The sequence below is a fragment of the Tistrella mobilis genome (assembly GCF_039634785.1).
GTDB lineage: Bacteria > Pseudomonadota > Alphaproteobacteria > Tistrellales > Tistrellaceae > Tistrella > Tistrella mobilis.
Genome location: NZ_JBBIAB010000020.1, coordinates 44,906 through 65,192, shown reverse-complemented (window position 1 = coordinate 65,192; position 20,287 = coordinate 44,906). Strand labels below are relative to the sequence as shown.

At 69.3% G+C, this 20,287-nt stretch carries 17 protein-coding genes; 6 read left to right on the top strand and 11 right to left on the bottom strand.

Annotated features, from left to right (window positions below):
- The first annotated feature begins 75 nt into the window (after nucleotides 1-75).
- The 4 genes from WI697_RS22160 to WI697_RS22145 all read left to right on the top strand — a co-directional run bounded on the left by WI697_RS22160 (nucleotide 76) and on the right by WI697_RS22145 (nucleotide 4,309).
- A complete protein-coding gene (locus WI697_RS22160) occupies nucleotides 76-1,281 on the top strand; it encodes an amino acid ABC transporter permease (RefSeq protein WP_062767485.1) in 1,206 nt (401 codons plus the stop codon).
- Nucleotides 1,282-1,285: 4 nt separating this feature from the next.
- Entirely contained in the window at nucleotides 1,286-2,389 is a 1,104-nt protein-coding gene (locus tag WI697_RS22155) for an amino acid ABC transporter permease (protein WP_062767483.1), read from the top strand.
- Between the two features lie 49 nt (nucleotides 2,390-2,438).
- Nucleotides 2,439-3,218, top strand: coding sequence for an amino acid ABC transporter ATP-binding protein (locus WI697_RS22150; RefSeq protein ID WP_345959965.1), 780 nt, complete (start codon nucleotides 2,439-2,441; stop codon nucleotides 3,216-3,218).
- A gap of 122 nt (nucleotides 3,219-3,340) precedes the next feature.
- Nucleotides 3,341-4,309, top strand: a complete 969-nt coding sequence (locus WI697_RS22145) for an alpha/beta fold hydrolase (protein ID WP_345959951.1) — start codon at nucleotides 3,341-3,343, stop codon at nucleotides 4,307-4,309.
- A gap of 55 nt (nucleotides 4,310-4,364) precedes the next feature.
- Here WI697_RS22145 and WI697_RS22140 read toward each other — a convergent pair whose 3' ends face one another.
- From WI697_RS22140 to sseA, 4 genes are all read right to left on the bottom strand, one after another.
- Nucleotides 4,365-5,312: an NAD(P)/FAD-dependent oxidoreductase gene (locus WI697_RS22140; RefSeq protein WP_062767480.1), complete on the bottom strand. Its 948-nt coding sequence runs from the start codon at nucleotides 5,310-5,312 to the stop codon at nucleotides 4,365-4,367.
- Entirely contained in the window at nucleotides 5,309-6,733 is a 1,425-nt protein-coding gene (locus WI697_RS22135; RefSeq protein WP_062767478.1) for an NAD(P)/FAD-dependent oxidoreductase, read from the bottom strand. Before WI697_RS22135 ends, WI697_RS22140 begins: the two co-directional genes overlap by 4 nt.
- Complete coding sequence (locus WI697_RS22130; RefSeq protein ID WP_062767476.1) at nucleotides 6,730-7,353, bottom strand: hypothetical protein; 624 nt, start codon at nucleotides 7,351-7,353, stop codon at nucleotides 6,730-6,732. The genes WI697_RS22135 and WI697_RS22130 overlap by 4 nt, the downstream gene beginning before the upstream one ends.
- A 301-nt stretch (nucleotides 7,354-7,654) precedes the next feature.
- Nucleotides 7,655-8,509 carry a 3-mercaptopyruvate sulfurtransferase gene (gene sseA / locus WI697_RS22125; RefSeq protein ID WP_062767474.1) on the bottom strand — a complete coding sequence of 285 codons (855 nt, stop codon included), beginning with the start codon at nucleotides 8,507-8,509 and terminating at the stop codon, nucleotides 7,655-7,657.
- Between the two features lie 278 nt (nucleotides 8,510-8,787).
- Here sseA and WI697_RS22120 point away from each other — a divergent pair, with 278 nt between their 5' ends.
- Nucleotides 8,788-10,002: a 2OG-Fe(II) oxygenase family protein gene (locus WI697_RS22120; protein WP_345959950.1), complete on the top strand. Its 1,215-nt coding sequence runs from the start codon at nucleotides 8,788-8,790 to the stop codon at nucleotides 10,000-10,002.
- On the opposite strand, the gene WI697_RS22115 is transcribed toward WI697_RS22120, so the two are convergent.
- From WI697_RS22115 to WI697_RS22085, 7 genes are all read right to left on the bottom strand, one after another.
- The gene (locus WI697_RS22115) at nucleotides 10,003-10,773 is read right to left on the bottom strand and encodes an alanyl-tRNA editing protein (RefSeq protein WP_345959949.1); all 771 of its coding nucleotides are present in this window, start codon (nucleotides 10,771-10,773) and stop codon (nucleotides 10,003-10,005) included.
- Nucleotides 10,774-10,824: 51 nt separating this feature from the next.
- Nucleotides 10,825-11,829 carry a cysteine synthase A gene (locus WI697_RS22110; RefSeq protein ID WP_345959948.1) on the bottom strand — a complete coding sequence of 335 codons (1,005 nt, stop codon included), beginning with the start codon at nucleotides 11,827-11,829 and terminating at the stop codon, nucleotides 10,825-10,827.
- 233 nt (nucleotides 11,830-12,062) lie between these two features.
- Nucleotides 12,063-13,286, bottom strand: coding sequence for an osmoprotectant NAGGN system M42 family peptidase (locus WI697_RS22105; protein ID WP_345959947.1), 1,224 nt, complete (start codon nucleotides 13,284-13,286; stop codon nucleotides 12,063-12,065).
- Complete coding sequence (gene ngg, locus WI697_RS22100) at nucleotides 13,283-15,067, bottom strand: N-acetylglutaminylglutamine synthetase (protein WP_323755109.1); 1,785 nt, start codon at nucleotides 15,065-15,067, stop codon at nucleotides 13,283-13,285. The genes WI697_RS22105 and ngg overlap by 4 nt, the downstream gene beginning before the upstream one ends.
- An 82-nt stretch (nucleotides 15,068-15,149) precedes the next feature.
- On the bottom strand, nucleotides 15,150-16,961 hold the full coding sequence (locus tag WI697_RS22095) for an N-acetylglutaminylglutamine amidotransferase (RefSeq protein ID WP_062767462.1): 1,812 nt from the start codon (nucleotides 16,959-16,961) through the stop codon (nucleotides 15,150-15,152).
- Between the two features lie 532 nt (nucleotides 16,962-17,493).
- The gene (locus WI697_RS22090) at nucleotides 17,494-18,027 is read right to left on the bottom strand and encodes a carboxymuconolactone decarboxylase family protein (RefSeq protein WP_345959946.1); all 534 of its coding nucleotides are present in this window, start codon (nucleotides 18,025-18,027) and stop codon (nucleotides 17,494-17,496) included.
- 294 nt (nucleotides 18,028-18,321) lie between these two features.
- Nucleotides 18,322-18,861 (bottom strand): peroxiredoxin, encoded by a 540-nt coding sequence (locus WI697_RS22085; protein ID WP_014746013.1) that lies wholly within the window; start codon nucleotides 18,859-18,861, stop codon nucleotides 18,322-18,324.
- 317 nt (nucleotides 18,862-19,178) lie between these two features.
- On the opposite strand from WI697_RS22085, the gene WI697_RS22080 reads away from it, so the two are divergent.
- Nucleotides 19,179-20,249: a Panacea domain-containing protein gene (locus WI697_RS22080; protein ID WP_296715638.1), complete on the top strand. Its 1,071-nt coding sequence runs from the start codon at nucleotides 19,179-19,181 to the stop codon at nucleotides 20,247-20,249.
- Nucleotides 20,250-20,287 lie beyond the last annotated feature (38 nt).

Below are 20,287 nucleotides of genomic sequence, written 5' to 3'. Positions count from 1 at the left end.
GCTGTTCGTGATGTGCCACCGGTGGACCCCGGCCGCCGTGACGCATCCGCGACGAGCGAAGGGCTTCCAGAGCCGATGACCGACACCAGCCGCCGTCCGGGCACCTCCGCCCCGGGCGGCACGCCGCCCCGTCGTTCGATGCTGAACGACGCTGGCGTGCGTGCGGTGTTGTTCCAGATCATCGCCATGGCAATCGTGATTGCCATCGGCTGGTATCTGGTGGGCAACACCCTGCACAATCTCGCCACCCGCAACATCCAGACCGGCTTCGACTATCTGAGCCGCGAGGCCGGGTTTGCGATCGGCGAATCCCTCATTCCGTACAATGCGACCGACACCTATGCCCGTGCCCTTTGGGTGGGCGTGGTCAACACGCTGAAGGTGTCGCTGATCGGCATCGTGTTCGCGATGCTGATCGGCGTGGTGATCGGTGTCGCCCGCCTGTCGAGCAACTGGCTGCTCGCCAAGCTGGCGACGATCTATGTCGAGACGCTGCGCAACATCCCGGTGCTGCTGCAGCTGTTCTTCTGGTACGGGCTGATCACCGAGGTTCTGCCCGCACCGCGCCAGGCGCTGCAGCCGATCGAGGGCGTGTTCCTCAGCAATCGCGGCTTCAAGATGCCGGCCCCGGCCGACCATCCCGCATGGTGGGGCGCGCTGATCGCGCTCATCGTCGCGATCCTGGCCGTGCGCCTGCTGCTGGCCCGGGCCCGCAGGATCCAGGCGGCGACCGGCGACCGGCCGAAGACGCTGATCCCCTCTCTCGCCCTGCTGATCGGCCTGCCGGTTGCGGTCTGGGCGGTGATGGGCGCGCCGCTTGCGCTCGACATGCCGGAACTGCGCGGCTTCAACTTCCAGGGCGGGCTTTCGGTCTCGCCGGAATTTGCCGCACTCACCCTTGGCCTCACCCTCTATACCGCCGCCTTCATCGCCGAAACCGTGCGGTCGGGCATTCAGGCGGTGGGCAAGGGCCAGTGGGAAGCGGCGGCGGCGCTGGGGCTGAAGCCCGGCGTCACCATGCGGCTGATCATCCTGCCGCAGGCCCTGCGCGTGATCGTGCCGCCGACCACCAGCCAGTTCCTGAACCTGACCAAGAACAGCTCGCTCGCGGTCGCGATCGGCTATCCGGACATCGTGTCGGTGGCCAATACGACCCTGAACCAGACCGGTCAGGCCATCGAGAACATCGCCCTGATCATGCTGGCCTACCTGACGGTCAGCCTGTCGATCTCGGCGTTCATGAACTGGTACAACAAGCGCATCGCGCTGGTGGAGCGCTAGGCCGATGACCGCTCAGACCATACCGGAAAAGACGGCCGTAGAACGGCCGCCCGCGGCGACGGTGGGACCCATCGCCTGGATCCGCGGCAATCTGTTCAACACCTGGTACAACGCGCTGATCACCGTCGCCATCGCCTGGGCGTTGATTTCGTGGCTGCCGGGGCTGATAAACTGGGCCTTCATCGATGCGGTCTGGGGCCGTGCTGCGCCCGAGGCCTGCAAGGCGGCGGAAGGGGCCTGCTGGGCCTTCATCCGCGAGAAATACCGCCTGATCCTGTTCGGCACCTATCCTTACGAGGAACAGTGGCGGCCGCTGGCCTCCATCCTGATCTTCGTGACCCTGGTCGCCGCCAGCGGCTACCGGAAGTTCTGGAGCCGGAAGCTGGTCTATGTGTGGGTCGCGGCGATCACCCTGATCTGCCTGCTGATGTGGGGCGGCGTCTTCGGCCTGCCGCTGGTCGAGACCCGGCTCTGGGGCGGTCTGATGATCACCCTGGTGCTGTCGGTCTTCGGCTGCGGCATCGCCTTCCCGATCGCTGTGCTGCTGGCGCTGGGGCGCCGGTCGAACCTGCCGATCATCAAGGCACTGTCGGTGACCTATATCGAGCTGATCCGCGGCGTGCCGCTGGTGACGCTGCTGTTCATGGCCTCGGTCATGATCCCGCTCTTCCTGCCGGAAGGGCTCAACATCAACAAGCTGCTGCGGGCCCAGATCGCGATCATCATGTTCGCGGCCGCCTATCTGGCCGAGGTGGTGCGCGGCGGTCTGCAGGCCATCCCCAAGGGGCAGTACGAAGCGGCCGATGCGCTCGGCCTCGGCTACTGGCAGAAGATGCGGCTGATCATTCTGCCGCAGGCGCTGAAGATCAGCATTCCGTCGACCGTGAATTCGTTCCTGTCGACGCTGAAGGACACCTCGCTGGTGGTCATCATCGGCATCTTCGACCTGATGCTGGCGACCCGTGCGGCGCTGAACGACGCGCCCTGGCGGACCTATTTCGCCGAGGCTTATGTCTTCGCGGCGCTGGTCTACTTCGTCTTCTGCTTCGCGATCTCGCGCTACAGCCAGTGGCTGGAGCGGTATCTGGGTCGCGGTGCCCATCGTTGAGGGAAGGATCGATCCGATGACCAATCAGACCGACATGGCCGCCGGCGAGATGCCCGAGGCCACCGGGCCGCGGGTCGCCTCTGCCCGCGGTGCCGACACCATCATCCGGCTGGACCACGTCAACAAGTGGTACGGCCAGTTCCACGTGCTGCGCGACATCAATCTGGATGTCGCGCGCGGGGAGCGCATCGTCATCTGCGGGCCCTCCGGTTCCGGCAAGTCGACGATGATCCGCTGCATCAACCGGCTGGAGGAACACCAGAAGGGCAGCATCGTCGTCAACGGCGTGGAGCTGAGCAACGACGTCAAGGCGGTGGAGAACATCCGCCGCGAGGTCGGCATGGTGTTCCAGCACTTCAACCTGTTCCCGCATCTGACGGTGCTGGAAAACCTGACCCTGGCGCCGCTCTGGGTGCACAAGGTGCCGCGCAAGGAAGCCGAGGCGACGGCGATGTCCTATCTGGAGCGCGTGCGGATTCCGGACCAGGCCAGAAAATATCCGGGCCAGCTGTCGGGCGGTCAGCAGCAGCGCGTGGCCATCGCGCGCTCGCTGTGCACCAACCCCAAGGTCATGCTCTTCGACGAGCCGACCTCGGCGCTGGACCCCGAGATGATCAAGGAAGTGCTCGACGTGATGATCGAGCTGGCCGAGACCGGGATGACCATGCTCTGCGTGACCCATGAAATGGGGTTCGCCCGCACGGTCGCCGACCGGGTGATCTTCATGGATCGTGGCGAGATCGTGGAAGAGAACGTGCCCGAGGAATTCTTCCTCAACCCGCAGAACGACCGGACCAAGGCCTTCCTGGGGCAGATCCTCCATCACTGAGCGATCTGTACCCTGTGGCTGTCGTCCTACCCCCGGCCCATCCAGGGCCGGGGGTTTCTCTTTGACCGGCGCGCAGTCCCCGGCCCTTGATCAGACCTCTGGCTTCGGGCGATACTCTTGCCATGCGCGCCATGGTTGATGACAGGCCGGCCGAGCCCGGCATGGCTGCCGAAGGTTCCCCGCTTTCGGGCAGCTTCACCTCCGGACGGTTCGATCCCGGTTCCGGCCCGGTTCTTCATGTCCAGTCCTGGCCCGGCGGCGATCCGGCCGGCCGGCCCCTGCTGATGACCCATGGCACCGGCTATTGCGGCGCGACGCTGGAGCCGGTGGCGCTGAAGCTTTCGGCCCATGCCTCGGGCGTGTGGAGCTATGACCGTCGCGGCCATGGGGCGTCGGGCCGCACCCCCGGCGAATACGGGTTCCGGGCCTTCGCGCTGGATCTGATCGCGCTGGCCGATGCCATGGGCTGGCGCGGGATCGACGTGCTGGCCCATTCGGCCGGGGCCACCGACGTGCTGCTGGCGGCCGCACTCCGGCCCGAGCTGTTCCGGCGGATGGTGGTGATCGAGCCCACGATTTCCGAACCGGGCGCCGGAGAGGAGCCCGAGCCCGAAGGCTGGGCCTTCGGCCGTGGCCTGGTGGAGGCCGCCGGCCGGCGCAAGCCGCGCTTCACCGACCGCGAGACCGCACGGGCGCGCTTCGCCTCGCGCCCGCCCTTCGACGTGGTGACGCCGGCGGCGCTGGATCTTTATCTGGACTGGGGCTTCCGCCGCGACGGCGCCGAACTGGTGCTGGCCTGCGAGCCGGAAACCGAGGCCGACATTCTGGGGCCGATCGCGCGCGCCATGGGCAATGCCAATAGCGGCGACCCGGCGGGTGACCCCTTCCTGCTGCTGCACGACCAGCATGTGCCGGTGCTGGTGGCCAAGACCGCCCGGTCGCATCCGGTGTTTCAGAACATGTCGGCGATCGCGGCCCGGCACATGCCGGGCACCCGCGATTTCGTCACGCTCGACACCGCCCATCTGGCGCCGATGGAAGCGCCGGACCAGGTGGTCGATCTGGCCCGCCCCTTCCTTTACGGCGGCTGACCCTTCCTTTACGGCTGCCCCTTCCTGAACGTTTGGCGTCGCCCGGGATGACGGGTCAGGCGGCGAGCAGCCCGGCCAGGCGCTCGCCCGCGATCAGCGCCCCGCCCATGTCCCAGTCGCCGCCACCATCGGCCACGAACAGCCCGGCGCGGCCGGGCACGGCCTGGGCCATGGCGGCGGCATCCGGCGCCTGACCGGCCACCCGCCACATGCGAGTCAACAGCTGCCCGGCCGTGTCGGGCAGGATGGCGGTAACACGGGCGGCGGCGGCCGCGATTTCGTCGGGCGACAGCGGGGCGGCCGGGGCGGCCGCGCGGGCCGCAGCACCCGAGGCCGAGGTCGCGACCGATCCGTCTTCGTGCAGGGCAACCAGCCAGCCGCCATCGCCGGTGCCGCGCAGCACCGCCCGGCCGTCTTCGGCCAGCATCACATCGCTGGGCCGGCTGCGGCAGGTTTCGGGGGTGATCCGGTCGGGGCGAAGCTTCAGGCGCAGCGACACCGCCGGGCGGACCGGCAGATCGGCTTTCAGCCAGCTGCCGGCCGTATCGCGGGCGGGACCGGCGGCGATCGCCATCAGCCGGCCGGCGATGCCATAGCCGGGGGCGCAGGCGACGCGGAACCCGGCTTCGGTTTCCTCGGCCCCGATCGCGGCCACACCCTCGCGCAGATCGACGCCCCGTTCCCGGGCGCGACGGCTGAGCGTTTCGGCGAAGAGGCCGGGGGCCAGAACGCCCAGGCCTTCGGGCAGGGTATCGGCCGCGCCTTCGGGCACCGTCGCCGTGGTCACCAGGGCCGCGGCTTCGTCCGCACCCAGCAGACGGGCAAGGGCGGCGCGGCCCTCGGTGCCGATCAGCCCGCAGATGCCGTCCAGATCGCGGCCGGCACCGGCGGTCGCTTCCAGCACCGTGACCCGGAAGGCCTGCCGGCGCAGCCCGATCGCGGCCGCAAGGCCGACCACCCCGCCGCCGACGATGACGACGTCGCAATCCACCAGCCGGCTCATCCTGCACGCTCCGTGATGTCGTTGACCTGTCCACGTCCGGCCGCGGCCAGCATGCCCAGCGGCACGGGCATGGCCGGGCTTTCGCCCTGGCTGGTGCCGAGGCCGGCGAGCGGCAGGGCGCCGAGAGCGGCGATCAGCTCGGCCAGAACGCCGGCCCGGCCCAGCCCGCCGGCGCGGGCCAGGTCGACGCCCAGCACCGCCGCGGCCCGGCCCAGCCGGTCCAGGCGATGGCGCGCCGCCACCTGCTTCAGCCGGCCCAGCGTCAGCCCGCTTGCCGGATCGATCGGGGCGTCGTCGTCCTGGGCCAGAACCCAGCCGGTGGGGTAGGGATGGTCGACCGCGATCTCGGCCCCGGTGCGCCGGTCGTGCGAGAGCAGCGGCGTCATCCGCGCCAGTTCGATCCGGGCGTCTGCAATACCCAGATCCGAGGCGACGGCAAGACCGGCCGCGGCACCCAGCCGGTCGGCGACCGCCGGGCGCGGATGGGGGCCGGCCTCGCCCGCGACATACAGCCCCGGACAATCGGGCACGCGGCCTTCGGCATCCAGCTGGGGCAGAAAGGCCCGGCGGTCGGGATCGAACCCCAGCGCCACGCCGGCCGAGGCGAGCAGGCGGTGATCGGCGATCATGCCATGGCCGACACCCACGGTGTCGCAGACGATGTCGCGGGTCTCTCCGCGGCCGTCGGTGGCGATGATCCGCTCGACATGGCCGTCGCCTTCCACCCTGAGACGGGTGATGCCGGTCAGCACCGGCACGTCGCGGCCGACCAGGCGCAGCCAGCGGCCGAGCCCGGTGCCCGGGCGGCCGCTTTCGGTGCCGATCGGGCCGCGCCGCCAGGGATCGGGATCCAGATCGATCACCGCGGTCAGCCGGCGGCCGGCGCGCACCAGCCGGTCGGCGACCTCGTAGAGGCCGGGGCCGCCGCCGATCAGCACCGGGCGCTGGCCGATGGCGGTGCTGCCGGCCTGTTCGGGGGCGCGGTAGAGCGTGCCCAGATCGGTGACGCCGGAAAGCTGGCCGCCGGGCAGCGGGATCGGCCGGGTCTCGGCACCGGTGGCGAGCACCAGACGGTCGAAGGCGAGGCGCGAAATGCCGTCGCGTCCGGCCAGCAGCACCGCGCCATCCTCGATCGCCCAGGCGACATGGCCGGTAATCAGGCGCACGGCACTGCGGATGCGGGCGGCGCGGCCGCGGAAGCGCAGAAAATCGACATCGCCGGCGGGGGAGCCGGCATCGGCTTCCGAGGCGCCGACGAAGGCGCGGCCGCCCCAGTCGTCGGCCGGCGCAACCACGATCGGCTGCAGGCCGTGTGCGAGCAGTTTTTCGGTGGCGGCCAGACCGGCAGGGCCGGCACCGACCACCACCACCCGGCGGCCCGCCGGGGCAGGACCCGTCTGGAAGGTTTCGCCGATGGTCATGTCGGGGCCTCCCCCACCGGGCCGGGCACGATGTTGGACAGATCCGTCCCTTCTGTCAGCAGGCCGCCGGTGCCGGCATTGCGGCCGCGATCGCTGCCGGTCAGGGCCAGATCGGCCGGCATGGGGCTGCGTTCCTGCCGGAACACGCCGAAGCCGCCGCGCTGATAGGTCTGCATGGCCTTGGGGTGGTCCAGATTGGAGCAGCGCGCCCAGAGCCGTGTCGGATGATAGCTCCAGGCGATGTCCACCACCTGGTCGAGCAGGAAGCCGCGGAAGCTGCGGCCGACATATTCAGGCATGAGTCCGTGATACGCGATTTCGATGGAATCGTCCTCGGCCCGACGGTCGAGTTCGGCGAAGCCCGCAGGCACGCCGGCAACGTAGAGCACGAAGATCTCGATCTTCTCGTCGGCGAGAATGTGGCCGATGGCCTCGTCGTCAAGGCCCAGGCGTTCGGGGCGAAGCAGGTTTGCCCGGGCGCCGGCATGCAGATAGCGGTAGAAATGGACCGGCATGTTCCAGGCCCGGAGCAGGGCATACTGCCCCGAGGGCAGCTTGCCACGTCCATGGCGGTCCGGCGGCGAGGTCATTTCGAAGTAGGTGACGACAAGTTCCGTCATCGACGCTTTCTCCACGCGCGGTGGCGACCATCGCCCCGCGACCCGGTCAGGCCAGTCGTCAGGCCGGGTCGGCCGGACGGGTGGTATCGGAAGCCGCAGGTTCCGCCGGCCCGTGCGGGCGCCGGAACGAAGACGGACCGCCGCAGGCCGGATGCGGCCTGCGGTCGGTGGCAGCGTGAGCGGGGGACACGAGCACCGGCACCGGCGGCGGCTTCGCCCGCCGGTCCCGTCGTTCCTGCGGCCGGCACCATGCGGTCAGCCGGTGCGGTGCCGATCTGCACCCTTATGGTCCGGACGGCGATCACCGTTCGATCGGCAGGCTTTCGTCCGACCCCCAATCGGCCCAGGACCCGTCATAGACCGGCACGTCGCGCTTGCCCAGCAGATACATGGCAAGCGCCAGCATGCCGGCGGTGACGCCCGATCCGCACATGGCGATCACCGGCTTCGACGGATCGATGCCCGCCGCCAGGATCCGCGCCTCCAGCCGTTCGGCATCCAGCACCGTGCCCGACATGGGGTCGAGCAGGTCGGTATAGGGCAGGTTCAGCGCGCCCGGCACATGGCCCGCCCGCACGCCCGGCCGCGGCTCGGGCGCCTCGCCGCGGAAGCGGTCGGCCGGGCGCATGTCGACCAGCTGGGTGCGGCCGTCGCCGGTGGCGCGGGCCACCTGATGGCGGTCCTTCACCAGCAGGTTGTTGACCCGGGCGGTGAAATGCCGTTCCCGCGGCGGTTCGGGGCGTTCCTCGACCACCGGTCGGCCCTCGGCCAGCCATTTCGGCAGGCCGCCATCCAGCACCGCGACATCGTCATGGCCGAAGACGCGGAACATCCACCAGGCGCGGGCGGCGCTGCGCAGGCCGATCGCGTCATAGACGACGATCTTCACGCCGTCACCCAGGCCCAGCCGGCGGACCCGCGACGAGAACTTCTCGGGCGCGGGCAGCATATGCGGCAGATGGCTGGTGGTATCGGCGATCTCGTCGATGTCGAAGAACACCGCACCGGGGATGCGCAGCTTCGCATGCTCGGCACGCGGATCGCGGCCCTCCTGCGGGAAAAACCAGGACGCATCGACGACGCGCACATCGGGCGCATCGAGGTGGTCGGCGAGCCAGGCGGTGCTGACCAGGGCGTCGGGCTTGGCGTAGGGCATCGGGGGCAGCGTCCTCCGTGGTTCTTCCCGGGCCGGATCGGTCGATGGCGCCTGGCCCGACCCCGGCCGGCGCCGGTCTCGTCTGATCTTGCTCAATCAATCTTGGGCAGGTGTCGCGGCCCCTGCGGAGCCGCATCCCGCCACCTCGTCGGCCACATGATACCGGACCCGCGGCGGCACCGCCACAGCCGCCCGCGGCTCTTGCACCCGCTTTACGGCGATGGGATGCTCCTGCATTCTGAACGTCACACGTTCACGGCCCCCCGGAGACCTGCACCATGTCCGACACCGCCGTTGCCGCGGCCCGCACCTTACCCTTCCTGCCCGGCGACCCGGTGCCCTGGTTCCAGGGCGATTGTGCCGGCAATCCGAACTTCGCCTTTTCCACCGTTGCCGGCCGCTGGTCGGTGCTGGTGCTGCTGGGATCGGCTGCGGTGCCGCAGCTTCAGGCCGCCGTGGCGGCGATTGCCGGGGCGGCACCACTGTTTGCCGACCCCGGGCGGACCTGTTTCTTCGTGACGCTGGATGCGGCCGACCGGGTTGGCCAGCCTGCACGCCTGCCGCTGCATCTGCCGGGCTTCTATGCCTTCGCCGATGCGGATGGCGAAATCTCGCGCCGCTATCGGGCGATCGATCCTGCGGCAGATCCGCGCAGTGGCCATGTCGCCTACCGGCCTTACTGGCTGCTGCTCGATCCCACCCTGCGGGTGGTCGCGACCGGCGGCATGGAAGACACGGCCCGGCTGTTGGATCTGGTGGCGCAGCTGCCGGCGCCGGCCGCCCATGGCAGTGTGGTCGCCGAAGGCGGGCGGATCCTGACCGTGGCGCCGGCCGACGATGCCGGCCAGCCCTGGGCGCCGGTGCTGGCGGTGCCCAGGGTTTTCGAGCCGGCCTTCTGCCGCCGGCTGATGGCCGAATACGACCGGCTGGGCGGCGAGGAGAGCGGCTTCATGCGCGAGGTCGGCGGCCGCACGGTCGAGATGCGCGATTACGGCCACAAGCGCCGCGCCGACTGCCTGATCGAAGACGAGACGCTGCGCGCCGGCATCCGCGCGCGGATCGAACGCCGGCTGCTGCCGGAACTGCAGAAGGCCTTCCAGTACAAGGCGACCCGGATCGAGCGCTATATCGTCGCCTGTTACGACGGTGATGGGGCGGGCGGCTATTTCCGCCCGCATCGCGACAACACCACCCGCGGCACCGCCCATCGCCGCTTCGCGGTGACCATCAACCTGAATGCCGAAGACTATGAAGGCGGCGAACTGCGCTTCCCCGAATTCGGCGACCGCCGCTATCGCGCCCCCACCGGCGGCGCGGTGGTGTTCTCGTGCAGCCTGCTGCACGAGGCCCTGGCGGTGACCCGTGGCCGCCGCTTCGCCTGCCTGCCCTTCCTGTATGACGACGACGGTGCCGCCATCCGGGCGCGCAATGCCGAATTCCTTGAAGATCCGCAGCTGGCGGCCGTGGCGCGGGGCACCGCGGCCGCCGGCTGATCAGCCGGCGAAGGCGATCACCACCCGCCGGTTCTGGCGCCCCTTCTTTTCGATCTTCACCACCTCTACCGCACCGATCTCGCCGGTGCGGGCCACATGGGTGCCGCCACAGGGCTGAAGATCGACATGGGGGGCGTCGGCGCCGGCCGTGCCCGCGCCGATCCGGACCAGCCGCACCCGGCCGGCGCCGCGCGGCGGCTGGACCGACATGGTCTTGACCAGATGCGGTGCCGCATCCAGCTCGGCATCGGTGATCCAGTCGGTTTCGACCGCATGATCGGCCCGGATCAGATCGTTCAGCGCGTCGGTGATCGCCTGTTTGTCGAGCGTGGCATCGGGCCAGTCGAAATCCAGCCGGGCGCGATCGGCGCCGACCTGGCCGCCGGTGACCGGCGCCACCACGATCGCCGAGAGCAGATGCAGGCAGGTGTGCAGCCGCATATGGGCGTGGCGGCGCTCCCAGTCCAGATCGGCGGTGACCTGGGTGCCGATGGCCGGCGGCGCCTCGGCGCCCGTCGCATCCAGGCGGTGGACGATGGCATCGGGCCCGCCATCCGTCCCCGATGCCCGGCCCTTCACCGCCTCGGTCACCGTCCAGACCCGGCCGGCCGCATCGGTCAGCCGGCCCGAATCCCCCGGCTGGCCGCCGCCGGTCGGGTAGAAGACGCTCCGATCCAGGATCACCCCGCCGTCTTCGGTGACGGCGACCACGCGGGCGGTGCAGCTTCGGGCGTAGGGATCGTTACGGAAGAGAGGATCGGTGGCAGGCATCGGCACGCTCCGGTTTCGAACGGGGGAAACCGGAGCTTGCCGCGAGACGGCTCAGCGGTCCAGCCAGGAGGGGACCGGCAGGTTCTTCGACCGCAGGAATTCGGCGTTGAACAGCTTGCTGGTATAGCGCTGGCCGCTGTCGCAGAGGATGGTCACGATGGTGTGGCCGGGGCCCAGCGCCTCGGCCATCTTCACCGCCGCGCCGACATTGATCGCCGAGGAACCGCCGAGCAGCAGCCCTTCTTCCGAGATCAGGTCGTAGAGCATGGGCAGGCTTTCCTCGTCGGTCACCTGCACGGCGCCGTCGAAGCTGACACCGTCCAGATTGGCGGTGACCCGCCCCTGGCCGATGCCCTCGCTGATCGAGCTGCCCGATGATTTCAGCTCGCCGGTGGTGACCCAGGAATAGAGCGCCGAGCCCATCGGGTCGCCCAGCCAGCACTGGATGTCCGGGTTGCGCTCTTTCAGCGCCATGGTGATGCCGGCAAGTGTGCCGCCGGTGCCGACTGCGCAGACGAAACCGTCGATCCGGCCGCCGGTCTGCTCCCAGATCTCGGGGCCCGTGGTCTCGAAATGGGCGCGGCGGTTGGCGACATTGTCGAACTGATTGGCCCAGACCGCGCCGCCCGGCTCGCTCTCGGCCAGTTCGTTCGCCAGCCGCTCCGACACGCGGACGTAGTTGTTCGGGTCCTTGTAGGGGACGGCCGGCACCTGGACCAGATCGGCGCCCAGCATGCGCAGGGTCTGCTTCTTTTCTTCCGACTGGGTCTCGGGGATGACGATGGTCGATCTGCAGCCGATCGAATTGCCGACCAGCGCCAGGCCGATGCCGGTATTGCCGGCGGTGCCCTCGACGATCCGGCCACCCGGGCGGAGGGCGCCGCGCTCCAGCGCATCGCGCACGATGTAAAGCGCCGCGCGATCCTTGACCGATCCGCCGGGGTTCATGAACTCCGCCTTGCCGAGAATGGTGCAGCCGGTGCGCTCCGACACCTGCCGCAGCTTGATCAGCGGCGTGTTGCCGATGGCATCGGCGAAGCCGTTCATGATGGTCATCTGAGGGATCCCGTCTGTTCTGCGCCGCGGCACATTCTGCGGCGCGACGCCGGAAAATTTTTCTGTCGCATCCTACCAATGGCGATCGATGGGGATCAAGCCGGGGCGCCCGGCAATTCGTCATGGCAGAAGTGTTGTTTCGGAATATAAGAACGCCCCGCCCTTGGGGAAAGGGCGGGGCGTCGGGATCAGGCCCAGGGGCCGATCATGTTACGCCGATCATCTTACCGCCGTCACTTGTGGGGTTCGGCGGCTTCCTCTGCCGGGGCGGGGGTGCCGAGGCGTTCGGCCGTTTCCTCCTCGTCCCAGTCGGGCGGCACCGGGAAACCGGTCAGCGGGCCGAGCGGCTTGGCATCGCGCTTGAAGGTCGGCTCGCTCAACATGTAGAGCGCTTCGAGCTTCGCCAGATCGTCGAGCGCCGAGCGATGGATCCGCTCGTAGCCATGCGAGGCGTCGATGCCGAAACAGACCAGCGCCGTGCGCAGATCATTGCCCGCCTCGATGGCCGAGGCGCTGTCGGACCGGTAATGGCGGAAGACGTCGCGCTGATGCGAGATGCCGTTATCGGCGCAGAGTGCCAGCAGCTTGCGGGTCAGGTGGAAGTCGAAGGGGCCGGCGCTGTCCATCATCGCGACGGTGACGCCGGTTTCGCGGCTGGCCTGGCCCGGGGCGGTGGTGCCGTTGTCGATGGTCACCATCTCGGCGATCTCGCCATGCAGGATCGACGAGGCGCCGGAGCCGACTTCCTCCGAGATGGTGAACAGCAGATAGGTGTCGACCGGCGGCTTCACGCCCGAGCGCTGCACCGCCTCTGCCGCCGCCAGCAGGGTGGCGACACCGGCCTTGTCGTCGAGATAGCGGCTGTTGATGAAATCATTGGGGCCGACCTCGGGGTTCGGATCGACGGCGATGATGTCGCCCACCCGGATGCCGAGGGCTTCGAGATCGCGTTCGTTGTCGACCAGCGCATCGACGCGCAGCTCGACATAGTCCCAGCCGACCGGCAGCTTGTCGATCTCGCCGCCGAAGGTGTGGCCCGATGCCTTGAGCGGCAGGATGGTGCCGCGATGGCGGCCGTCATCGGTGAAGATGGTGCAGCGGGCGCCTTCCGAGAACCGCGCCGACCAGTGGCCGATCGGCACGACCGACAGCCGGCCATTGGGCTGCAGGCGCTTCACGATGGCGCCCAGCGTGTCCAGATGGGCGACCAGCGCCCGGGCCGGATGGCGCTCGCGCCCGCGCAGCACGGCGCGGATGGCACCGCGGCGGGTGAGATCGAATTCGATGTCCAGCCGCTCCAGCTCCTGGCCGACCATGTGGACGATGCCGTCGGTATAGCCGGAGGGGCTGGGCGTGTTCAGCAGGGCCAGCAGGGTGTCGAGCAGGTAGTCGCGATCGATGCGGATGCCGGCCTCGGGGCCAGACCCATCCCGATGGCGTCGGGTCGCGTCGTTCATGCCGTCTCCTCGGCCTGGGCCGGCATGCTGCGCCGGCGGGTGGCCGTCTGTGGGAACAGGAAGTCGATGAAACGTTCGGCGGTCGGCTGGGGCTCGTGATTGGCAAGGCCCGCGCGCTCGTTCGCCTCGATGATCCAATAATCCGGCTGGTCGGCGGCCGGGACCATGAAGTCCAGGCCGACCACCGGAATGTCCAGCGCCCGGGCGGCGCGGACGGCCGCCTCGGCCAGGGCCGGATGCAGTTCGGCGGTGACGTCGTGAATGGTGCCGCCGGTGTGCAGATTGGCGGTCTTGCGCACCCGGATCACCTCGCCCGCCGGCGGCACGTCGTCCATGGTCCAGCCGGCCTCGGTCACCGCACGTTCGGTTTCGGCATCCATGGGGATCCGGCTTTCGCCGCCGGTCGCGGCGGCCCGGCGGCGCGATCGCGCCTCGATCAGCGCGCGCACGGTATCGGTGCCGTTGGCGGTGATTTCGGCCGGCTTGCGGATCGCCGCCGCCACCACCTCGCCGTCAATGACGATGATCCTCAGATCCTCGCCCTCGACGAAGGTTTCGACCACGCCCGCCACACCCTGTTCCGACAGGGCGCGGCAGGCGCGGGCCAGGGTGTCGGCATCGCGGATGTCGACCTGCACGCCGCGGCCCTGCTCTCCGTCCACCGGCTTCACCACCACCCGGCCATGGGCGGCGAGGAAGGTTTCGGCCCGGGCGAGGTCGGCGGCGGTGACCTGTTCGGGTACCGACAGCCCCGCCTCGGCCAGAACGTCGCGGGTGACGCGCTTGTCCTGGCAGCGGCTCATGGCGATGGCGCTGGTCAGTTCGGTCAGGCTTTCCCGGCAGGTGATCGCGCGGCCGCCGAAGGTGAGGGTGAAATAGCCGCGGGCGGCATCCAGCACCTCGACCGCAATGCCGCGGCGCCGGGCCTCGTCGACCAGGATCCGGGCATAGGGGTTGAGCGCGTCCGAGGGCGAGGGGCCGATGAACAGCTTCTCGTTGATCGGGTTCTTGCGCTTCACACAGAACACCGGCACCCGCTGGAAGCCCAGCTTCTCGTAAAGCGCGATCGCCTCGGCATTGTCATGCATGACCGAGAGATCCATATAGGCGCGGCCGCGGGCGAGGAAATGCCCGGCCAGATGCAGAGTGAGCGCCGAGCCCACCCCCGGCAGAGAGGCCTGCGGGTCCACCGCCAGCGCCCAGAGGCTGGCGCCGCCTTCGGGGTCGCCGAAGGCCTGAACGTGATCGACACCCATCACCGTGCCGATGATCGCCCCGGAGGCCGTCTCCACCGCCACCAGCTGGGTGACGGTGCGGGAGCGGCGGAAGGCCAGCGCCATGTCTTCGGGCACCGGCACCATGCGCCGGGCGGCGTAGATCCGGTTGACCTCGGCGACCTCTTCGGCCGTGCGCACCCGGCGGATGGTGAAGCCGCGCCGCCGCGGCGGGGCCGGGCGATAGCGGTCCATCCACAGCCGGTAGGTGTGCGACGGGTCGAGGAACAGCTCCTGCGGGGCAAGCGACAGCAGGACATGGGGCTCGGCCAGATAGAGCGCCACATCGCGCTTGCCTTCCTCTTCCATGCGGATGGCATCGGCGAGGTGGCGGTTGTCGTCGAAGGTCTGGCCGAAGATCAGCCGGCCCCAGCCCATGTCCACCGTCGCCTCCTGGCGGCTGAAGGCGGTGCCATGGGCCTGGCGGCCGGCGAGCGAGGGGCCGGATCGTCGATCCAGCCGGGTATCCCGCGCGGGGCGGGTGTCGCGGTTCTGGCGGCGCGTCATGTCGACCGGAGCCTTTCTGGTCATCTCGGAGCGGCGGGGGAGGCCGGGACCGGTGGATGCGGGTGCGTCGGCCATGGTCGGGTCACCCGCGGATGCCGTGGGTGTCGAGCCAGAGTTCGAGCAGGGCCAGCTGCCAGAGCTTGGAGCCCCGGAGCGGCGTGATATGCGCCTTGGGATCGGCCAGCAGCCGGTCGACCGCCGCCTGGTCGAACAGGCCGCGCGACCGGGCGCCCTCGCTGCCCAGGCTGGCGCGGACCATCTCCAGATAGGGGCCTTCCAGATGCTTCAGCGCCGGCACCGGGAAATAGCCCTTGGGCCGGTCGATCACCGCATGGGGGATCACGGCGCGGGCGGCCTCTGCCAGCACGTATTTGCCCTGGGCCAGATGGCGGCCGTCGGGGGTGGTCTTCACCTTCATCTCGGCCGGCACGCGGGCCGCAAGTTCGACCAGTTCATGGTCGAGGAAGGGCACGCGCGCCTCCAGCCCCCAGCTCATGGTCATGTTGTCGACCCGCTTTACCGGGTCGTCGACCAGCATGATGTTGCTGTCGATGCGCAGCGCCTTGTCGATCGGGCGCGTGGCGCCGGGCTGTGCGAAATGCTCGGCCACGAAACGGCGGGCATGATCCTCGTCGACCCGGTGTTCGGGCCGCACCAGCCCCAGATATTCGTCATGGGGGCGGTCGCAGAAATGGCGGGCATAGGTCTCGACCGCGGCCTCGTCACCGGCGGCCAGCATCGGCGGATACCAGTGATAGCCGCCGAAGACCTCGTCGGCGCCCTGGCCCGACTGCACCACCTTCAGATCGCGCGAGACCGCCTGCGACAGCAGGTAGAAGCCGACCGCGTCGTGGCTGACCATCGGCTCGCTCATCGCCGCCACGCAATCGGGCAGGGCTTCGAGCGTTTCCGAGGCGGAGACCCGGATCTGATGGTGATCGGTGCCGAAATGGGCGGCCACGACATCCGACCAGCGGAATTCGTCGCCCTCTTCGCCGCCGGCCGCGTCGAAGCCGATCGAATAGGTCTTGAGATCCTTCTGCCCGGCCTCGGCGATCAGCCCGGTGATCAGGCTGCTGTCCAGCCCGCCCGAGAGCAGCACGCCCACCGGCACGTCGGCGACCAGACGGCGGCGCACGGCGGTGCGCAGGCTGTCGAGCACCTTCGCCTGCCAGTCCTGGAAAGAGAGGTCGCGTTCATCCGCGCGCGGGCCGTAATCGGGCGCCCAATAGACCTCGTCGCGGGCGGTGCCGTCGGGCTCGATGATCCGGCGGGTGGCCGGGGGCAGCTTGCGGATGCCCTTCAGGATGGTCATCGGCGCCGGAACCACGGCGTGGAACTGGAGATAGAACTGCAGCGCCACCGGGTCGATGGCGGTGTCGACACCGCCGCCGGCAAGCAGGGCGGGCAGGGTGCTGGCGAAGCGCAGCGTGCGGCCCCGGTTCTCGATATAGAGCGGCTTGATGCCCAGGCGGTCGCGGGCCATCAGCACCCGGCCGGTATCGCGCTCCCACAGCACGAAGGCGAACATGCCGGCCAGCCGGTCGACGACCTTCGGGCCCCAGGCGCGATAGCCCTTGAGGATGACCTCGGTGTCGCCGGTGGAGAAGAAGGCGAAGCCCATCGCCTCCAGCTCGGCGCGCAGTTCGCGGTAATTGTAGATGGCGCCGTTATAGACCAGGCCGAGGCCCAGCCCGGCATCGATCATCGGCTGCTGGGCCTGTTCGCTGAGGTCGAAGATCTTGAGCCGGCGATGGCCGACCGCAATCCGCCCCTGGGCGTGGATCCCGGACGCATCCGGGCCGCGCCTGTCCATCGCGGCGGTCATGCGTGCCACGGCCCCGACATCCGCCGTCGTGCCGTCGAACCTGATCTCGCCGCTGAAGCCGCACATGTCTGTCTCCATCCTCCTATGATCCGAAGACGCGGACGGACCGGTTCCCGCTGGGGGCGGGACCGTTGCCGGTGGTCGGGGACGGGAAGGGAAGACGGGGCGCACCGGTGCGCGAGAATGTGAGCCGGGCCATGCCGGGCCCCGCACGTTCGGTCCGGCGACAGGGCGTCTGCCAGGAACCCGACGTGTAGCAACGCGGCCACTGCCAAAGATGTCCGGCAATGGTCCGACGGTCCAAAGCGTCAAAGAGCTTCGGGCGAGCTGATCAAAGACGATCACTGCCCGATCCCCACAGAGACTAGTGGAAGATCATGGCAGGTTCACGTGTCATGAGCGTGACATATGCAGGCCGAAATGATCGGCCGGAATTGTCGCGCCACGGATTGTCCTTGAGCGGTTCGTCCGAAAAACGTGTCCCAGACTTGGGGCTTCGGCCGCGAATGTCAACCTTCAGGGACGAAAAAACCCCCGCCCGCCGGTGCGGCGGCACCGGCGGGCGGGGGTCTGAAACCGGGGCGGGCGGTGGCCGGGATCAGCCGGCCAGGGCCTCTTCGGCGTCGAAGGTGGCGGCCACGGCATGGACGACCGAGGCGATGCGGATGGCATCCTGCACGCCGTCGCGGCTGATGCCCTTGTCGCGGACGACCTTCTCGTGGCTGTCCATGCACATGCCGCAGCCGTTGATCGCCGAAACCGCCAGCGACCACAGCTCGAAATCGGCATGGTCGACGCCGGGCTTGCCGATCACGGTCATGCGCAGCTTCGCCGGCATCGAGGCGTATTCCTTGTCCGACACCAGATGGGTGTAGCGGTAGTAGATGTTGTTCATGCCCATGATCGCCGCGGCGGCCCGGGCGGCCTTCTGCGCCTCGGGGCTGAGCTGGGCGTCGGCATCGGCCGCGATCGCCTTGATCACGGTGGCGTTGCGCGCGGCGAGCGCCGAGGCGAGGGCGGTGCCCCAGAGCTGCTGTGCGGTCAGATTCTCCGACTGCAGCACGTTGCCGAGGTTGAGCTTCAGATCCTTGGCGTAATCCGGAAGCGCGCCGCGCAGCTGCTCGATCGACATCTCGACTCTCCTGGGGATTTCAGATGGGTGGGGCTTCAGCGCGGCCGGAGGCGCGGCGCTCTTGGGACGGGTGGAAAGCTGCGGAGCCAGATATCTTCATCACGATCAGATTGCGCGCGATCTATGCGCATGCGCAACCCGGCCGGGGCTCGACGCGGCTGTTCGGGAGATGGAAAGGGGTGATGGCGGAAGGTAGGGGCGACGGACGCCGGGGCAGGCAAGGGGAAGGGGCAGGCAAGGGGAAGACGGGGGTCGGCGGTGCGGGACCCCGCACCGCCGACCGGATCCGCAGGATCAGGCCACCTTGAGGGTGTCCTCGCCCTTCTGCCAGTTGCAGGGGCACAGCTCGTCCGTCTGCAGCGCGTCAAGGATGCGGATGATCTCCTGCGGGTTGCGGCCCACATCGAGATCATTCACCGACACGTGGCGGATGATGTTGTCCGGGTCGACGATGAAGGTGGCGCGGAGAGCCACGCCCTCTTCCTTGTGGAGGATGCCGAGGGCGTTGCACAGCGCATGGCTGACATCGGCCAGCATCGGGAAGGGCAGGTCGTTCAGCTCTTCCTTGTGGACGCGCCAGGCATGGTGCACGAACTCGCTGTCGGTGCTGCCGCCGAGGACGACCGCGTCACGATCCTCGAACTCGCCGTTCAGCTTGCCGAAGGCCGCGATCTCGGTCGGGCAGATGAAGGTGAAGTCCTTCGGCCAGAAGAAGTAGACCTTCCACTTGCCCCCATAGGTGTTCTCGTCGATCTCCGAGAAGGCGCTCTTCAGGTCGGTCGACACGGTCGCCTTGACCTTGAACGACGGGAACTTATCACCGATGGTCAGCATGGATCCTGCCTCTCGTTTCTGGAGGATGCCCCCGGACATCCGGCCCGGGGGCGGCAACTCGGGGTCTTGATCGTCGGAACCGCCCGGTTCGTTTTAGAACGGTTCCAATCGATGTCGAACCGGGTATATCAGTCGGTGCGGGGCAGCGCAAGAGCCTTTTTAGAAGGATTCTAAAAACTGTCACGCCGGGCGGGCGGCAGCCCCGGCATCCGGGTCAGCCCGTTTCGCTGCGAATTTTAAGTCGCGGTTAAGTTGGGCACCCTATACTGACCCTGCAAGGGGGCATGCCTGCGGAAACTGCAGAGGGGCGGGAGACCATGCGGATCGCTGTCGAGAGCAGCCACGACGTCGCCGGCTGGCTGATGCAGAGGGCCCGCAATGACGGCCGCGTCCTGGCCCCGGCCAAGCTTCACGCCCTGCTGTTCCTGGCCCTCGGACAATTCGCCGCAGCCGGCCGCGGCCGGCTGATGCCGGCGGTTTTCGTCGTTACCGATGTCGGTCCGCGCGCGCCCGACCTGCTCAGGGTCGATGCCGCGACCCTGAAGCTCCGGCCGCTGCCTCAGGTGGTGGAACGCTTCATGGAAACGGTCTGGGCGGGGCTCGGCAGCCTGGAGCTGGACCGGTTGAACGCGCTGATCGGCGGGCTGGAGACCTGGCGCCTGGCCCGCGACGGCGGCATCGGCAGCGAGATCGAACTCGACATGCTGGGACGCGAGCTGCGCGGCCTGTCGGAGCGCACCCGCAGCGGCATGTCGGCCGCGGCGGCGGCCGAGATCGAGCGGCGCGCCGCCCGCGACCGGGTGCCGCCGCCCCTGCCGCCCGCCCAGCCCCAGGTGAAGTTGCCGCCGGTGCCCCAGGGGCTGACCTCGGCGGGCGACGTGCCGCCGGCGGGCAGCCCCGGGCGCCCGGCGCGGTGGGAACCCTCACGCCGGGTCCGGCGCGACGAGGTCGCCGACCGCATCGTCGGCCGGCCGGGGGCGGCCCCGGCCGAGGCACCCAGGGCGCGGCGGCCGGACGGGCTGGCGGCAGAAATCGCCGCGGCTGCGCGCAAGCGCCCGCTGCCCCAGCCGATGGCGCAGCCGCGCCCCCAGATGGCGGGCCCTGACGGGCTGGACCCCCGCGCGGCCCGCGCCCTGGTCCGGGCCCTGCTGCGCGATCGGCGGCGCGCCGAGACGCCCCGCCATGCCGCCGATGTGGCACCGACCCCCTGGCATCCGGAACGGCTGCGCCATATCGGCCGCGCCGAGGCAGAGGCCAGCCGCCTGATCAGCGCCGACGGGCCGACGCTTGCCGATGCGCTGGGGGCCGACCTGCCCGGCCTGACCAGGCCGCGCCGGCAGACCCGGGTCTTCGCGCCCCGCCGCGGATCGCCGGCTTCCCCCTCTTGATCCGCCTCTTGCCTTCTCCCAGATCGCCTGTCTGAGAG

What these genes read in the sequence shown, in the direction of transcription:
- WI697_RS22115 (WP_345959949.1), bottom strand. Translation starts at nt 10,773, where the DNA reads ATGCCTGCCACCGATCCTCTCTTCCGTAACGATCCCTACGCCCGAAGC.
- WI697_RS22090 (WP_345959946.1), bottom strand. Translation starts at nt 18,027, where the DNA reads ATGTCGATCGAGCAGCTGCGCGGCGCGCTTCCGGATTACGCCAAGGAT.
- sseA (WP_062767474.1), bottom strand. Translation starts at nt 8,509, where the DNA reads ATGCCCTACGCCAAGCCCGACGCCCTGGTCAGCACCGCCTGGCTCGCC.
- WI697_RS22120 (WP_345959950.1), top strand. Translation starts at nt 8,788, where the DNA reads ATGTCCGACACCGCCGTTGCCGCGGCCCGCACCTTACCCTTCCTGCCC.
- WI697_RS22105 (WP_345959947.1), bottom strand. Translation starts at nt 13,286, where the DNA reads ATGAACGACGCGACCCGACGCCATCGGGATGGGTCTGGCCCCGAGGCC.
- WI697_RS22155 (WP_062767483.1), top strand. Translation starts at nt 1,286, where the DNA reads ATGACCGCTCAGACCATACCGGAAAAGACGGCCGTAGAACGGCCGCCC.
- WI697_RS22135 (WP_062767478.1), bottom strand. Translation starts at nt 6,733, where the DNA reads ATGACCATCGGCGAAACCTTCCAGACGGGTCCTGCCCCGGCGGGCCGC.
- WI697_RS22095 (WP_062767462.1), bottom strand. Translation starts at nt 16,961, where the DNA reads ATGTGCGGCTTCAGCGGCGAGATCAGGTTCGACGGCACGACGGCGGAT.
- WI697_RS22085 (WP_014746013.1), bottom strand. Translation starts at nt 18,861, where the DNA reads ATGCTGACCATCGGTGATAAGTTCCCGTCGTTCAAGGTCAAGGCGACC.
- WI697_RS22150 (WP_345959965.1), top strand. Translation starts at nt 2,439, where the DNA reads ATGCCCGAGGCCACCGGGCCGCGGGTCGCCTCTGCCCGCGGTGCCGAC.
- WI697_RS22145 (WP_345959951.1), top strand. Translation starts at nt 3,341, where the DNA reads ATGCGCGCCATGGTTGATGACAGGCCGGCCGAGCCCGGCATGGCTGCC.
- ngg (WP_323755109.1), bottom strand. Translation starts at nt 15,067, where the DNA reads ATGACGCGCCGCCAGAACCGCGACACCCGCCCCGCGCGGGATACCCGG.
- WI697_RS22110 (WP_345959948.1), bottom strand. Translation starts at nt 11,829, where the DNA reads ATGACCATCATGAACGGCTTCGCCGATGCCATCGGCAACACGCCGCTG.
- WI697_RS22140 (WP_062767480.1), bottom strand. Translation starts at nt 5,312, where the DNA reads ATGAGCCGGCTGGTGGATTGCGACGTCGTCATCGTCGGCGGCGGGGTG.
- WI697_RS22160 (WP_062767485.1), top strand. Translation starts at nt 76, where the DNA reads ATGACCGACACCAGCCGCCGTCCGGGCACCTCCGCCCCGGGCGGCACG.
- WI697_RS22130 (WP_062767476.1), bottom strand. Translation starts at nt 7,353, where the DNA reads ATGACGGAACTTGTCGTCACCTACTTCGAAATGACCTCGCCGCCGGAC.
- WI697_RS22080 (WP_296715638.1), top strand. Translation starts at nt 19,179, where the DNA reads ATGCGGATCGCTGTCGAGAGCAGCCACGACGTCGCCGGCTGGCTGATG.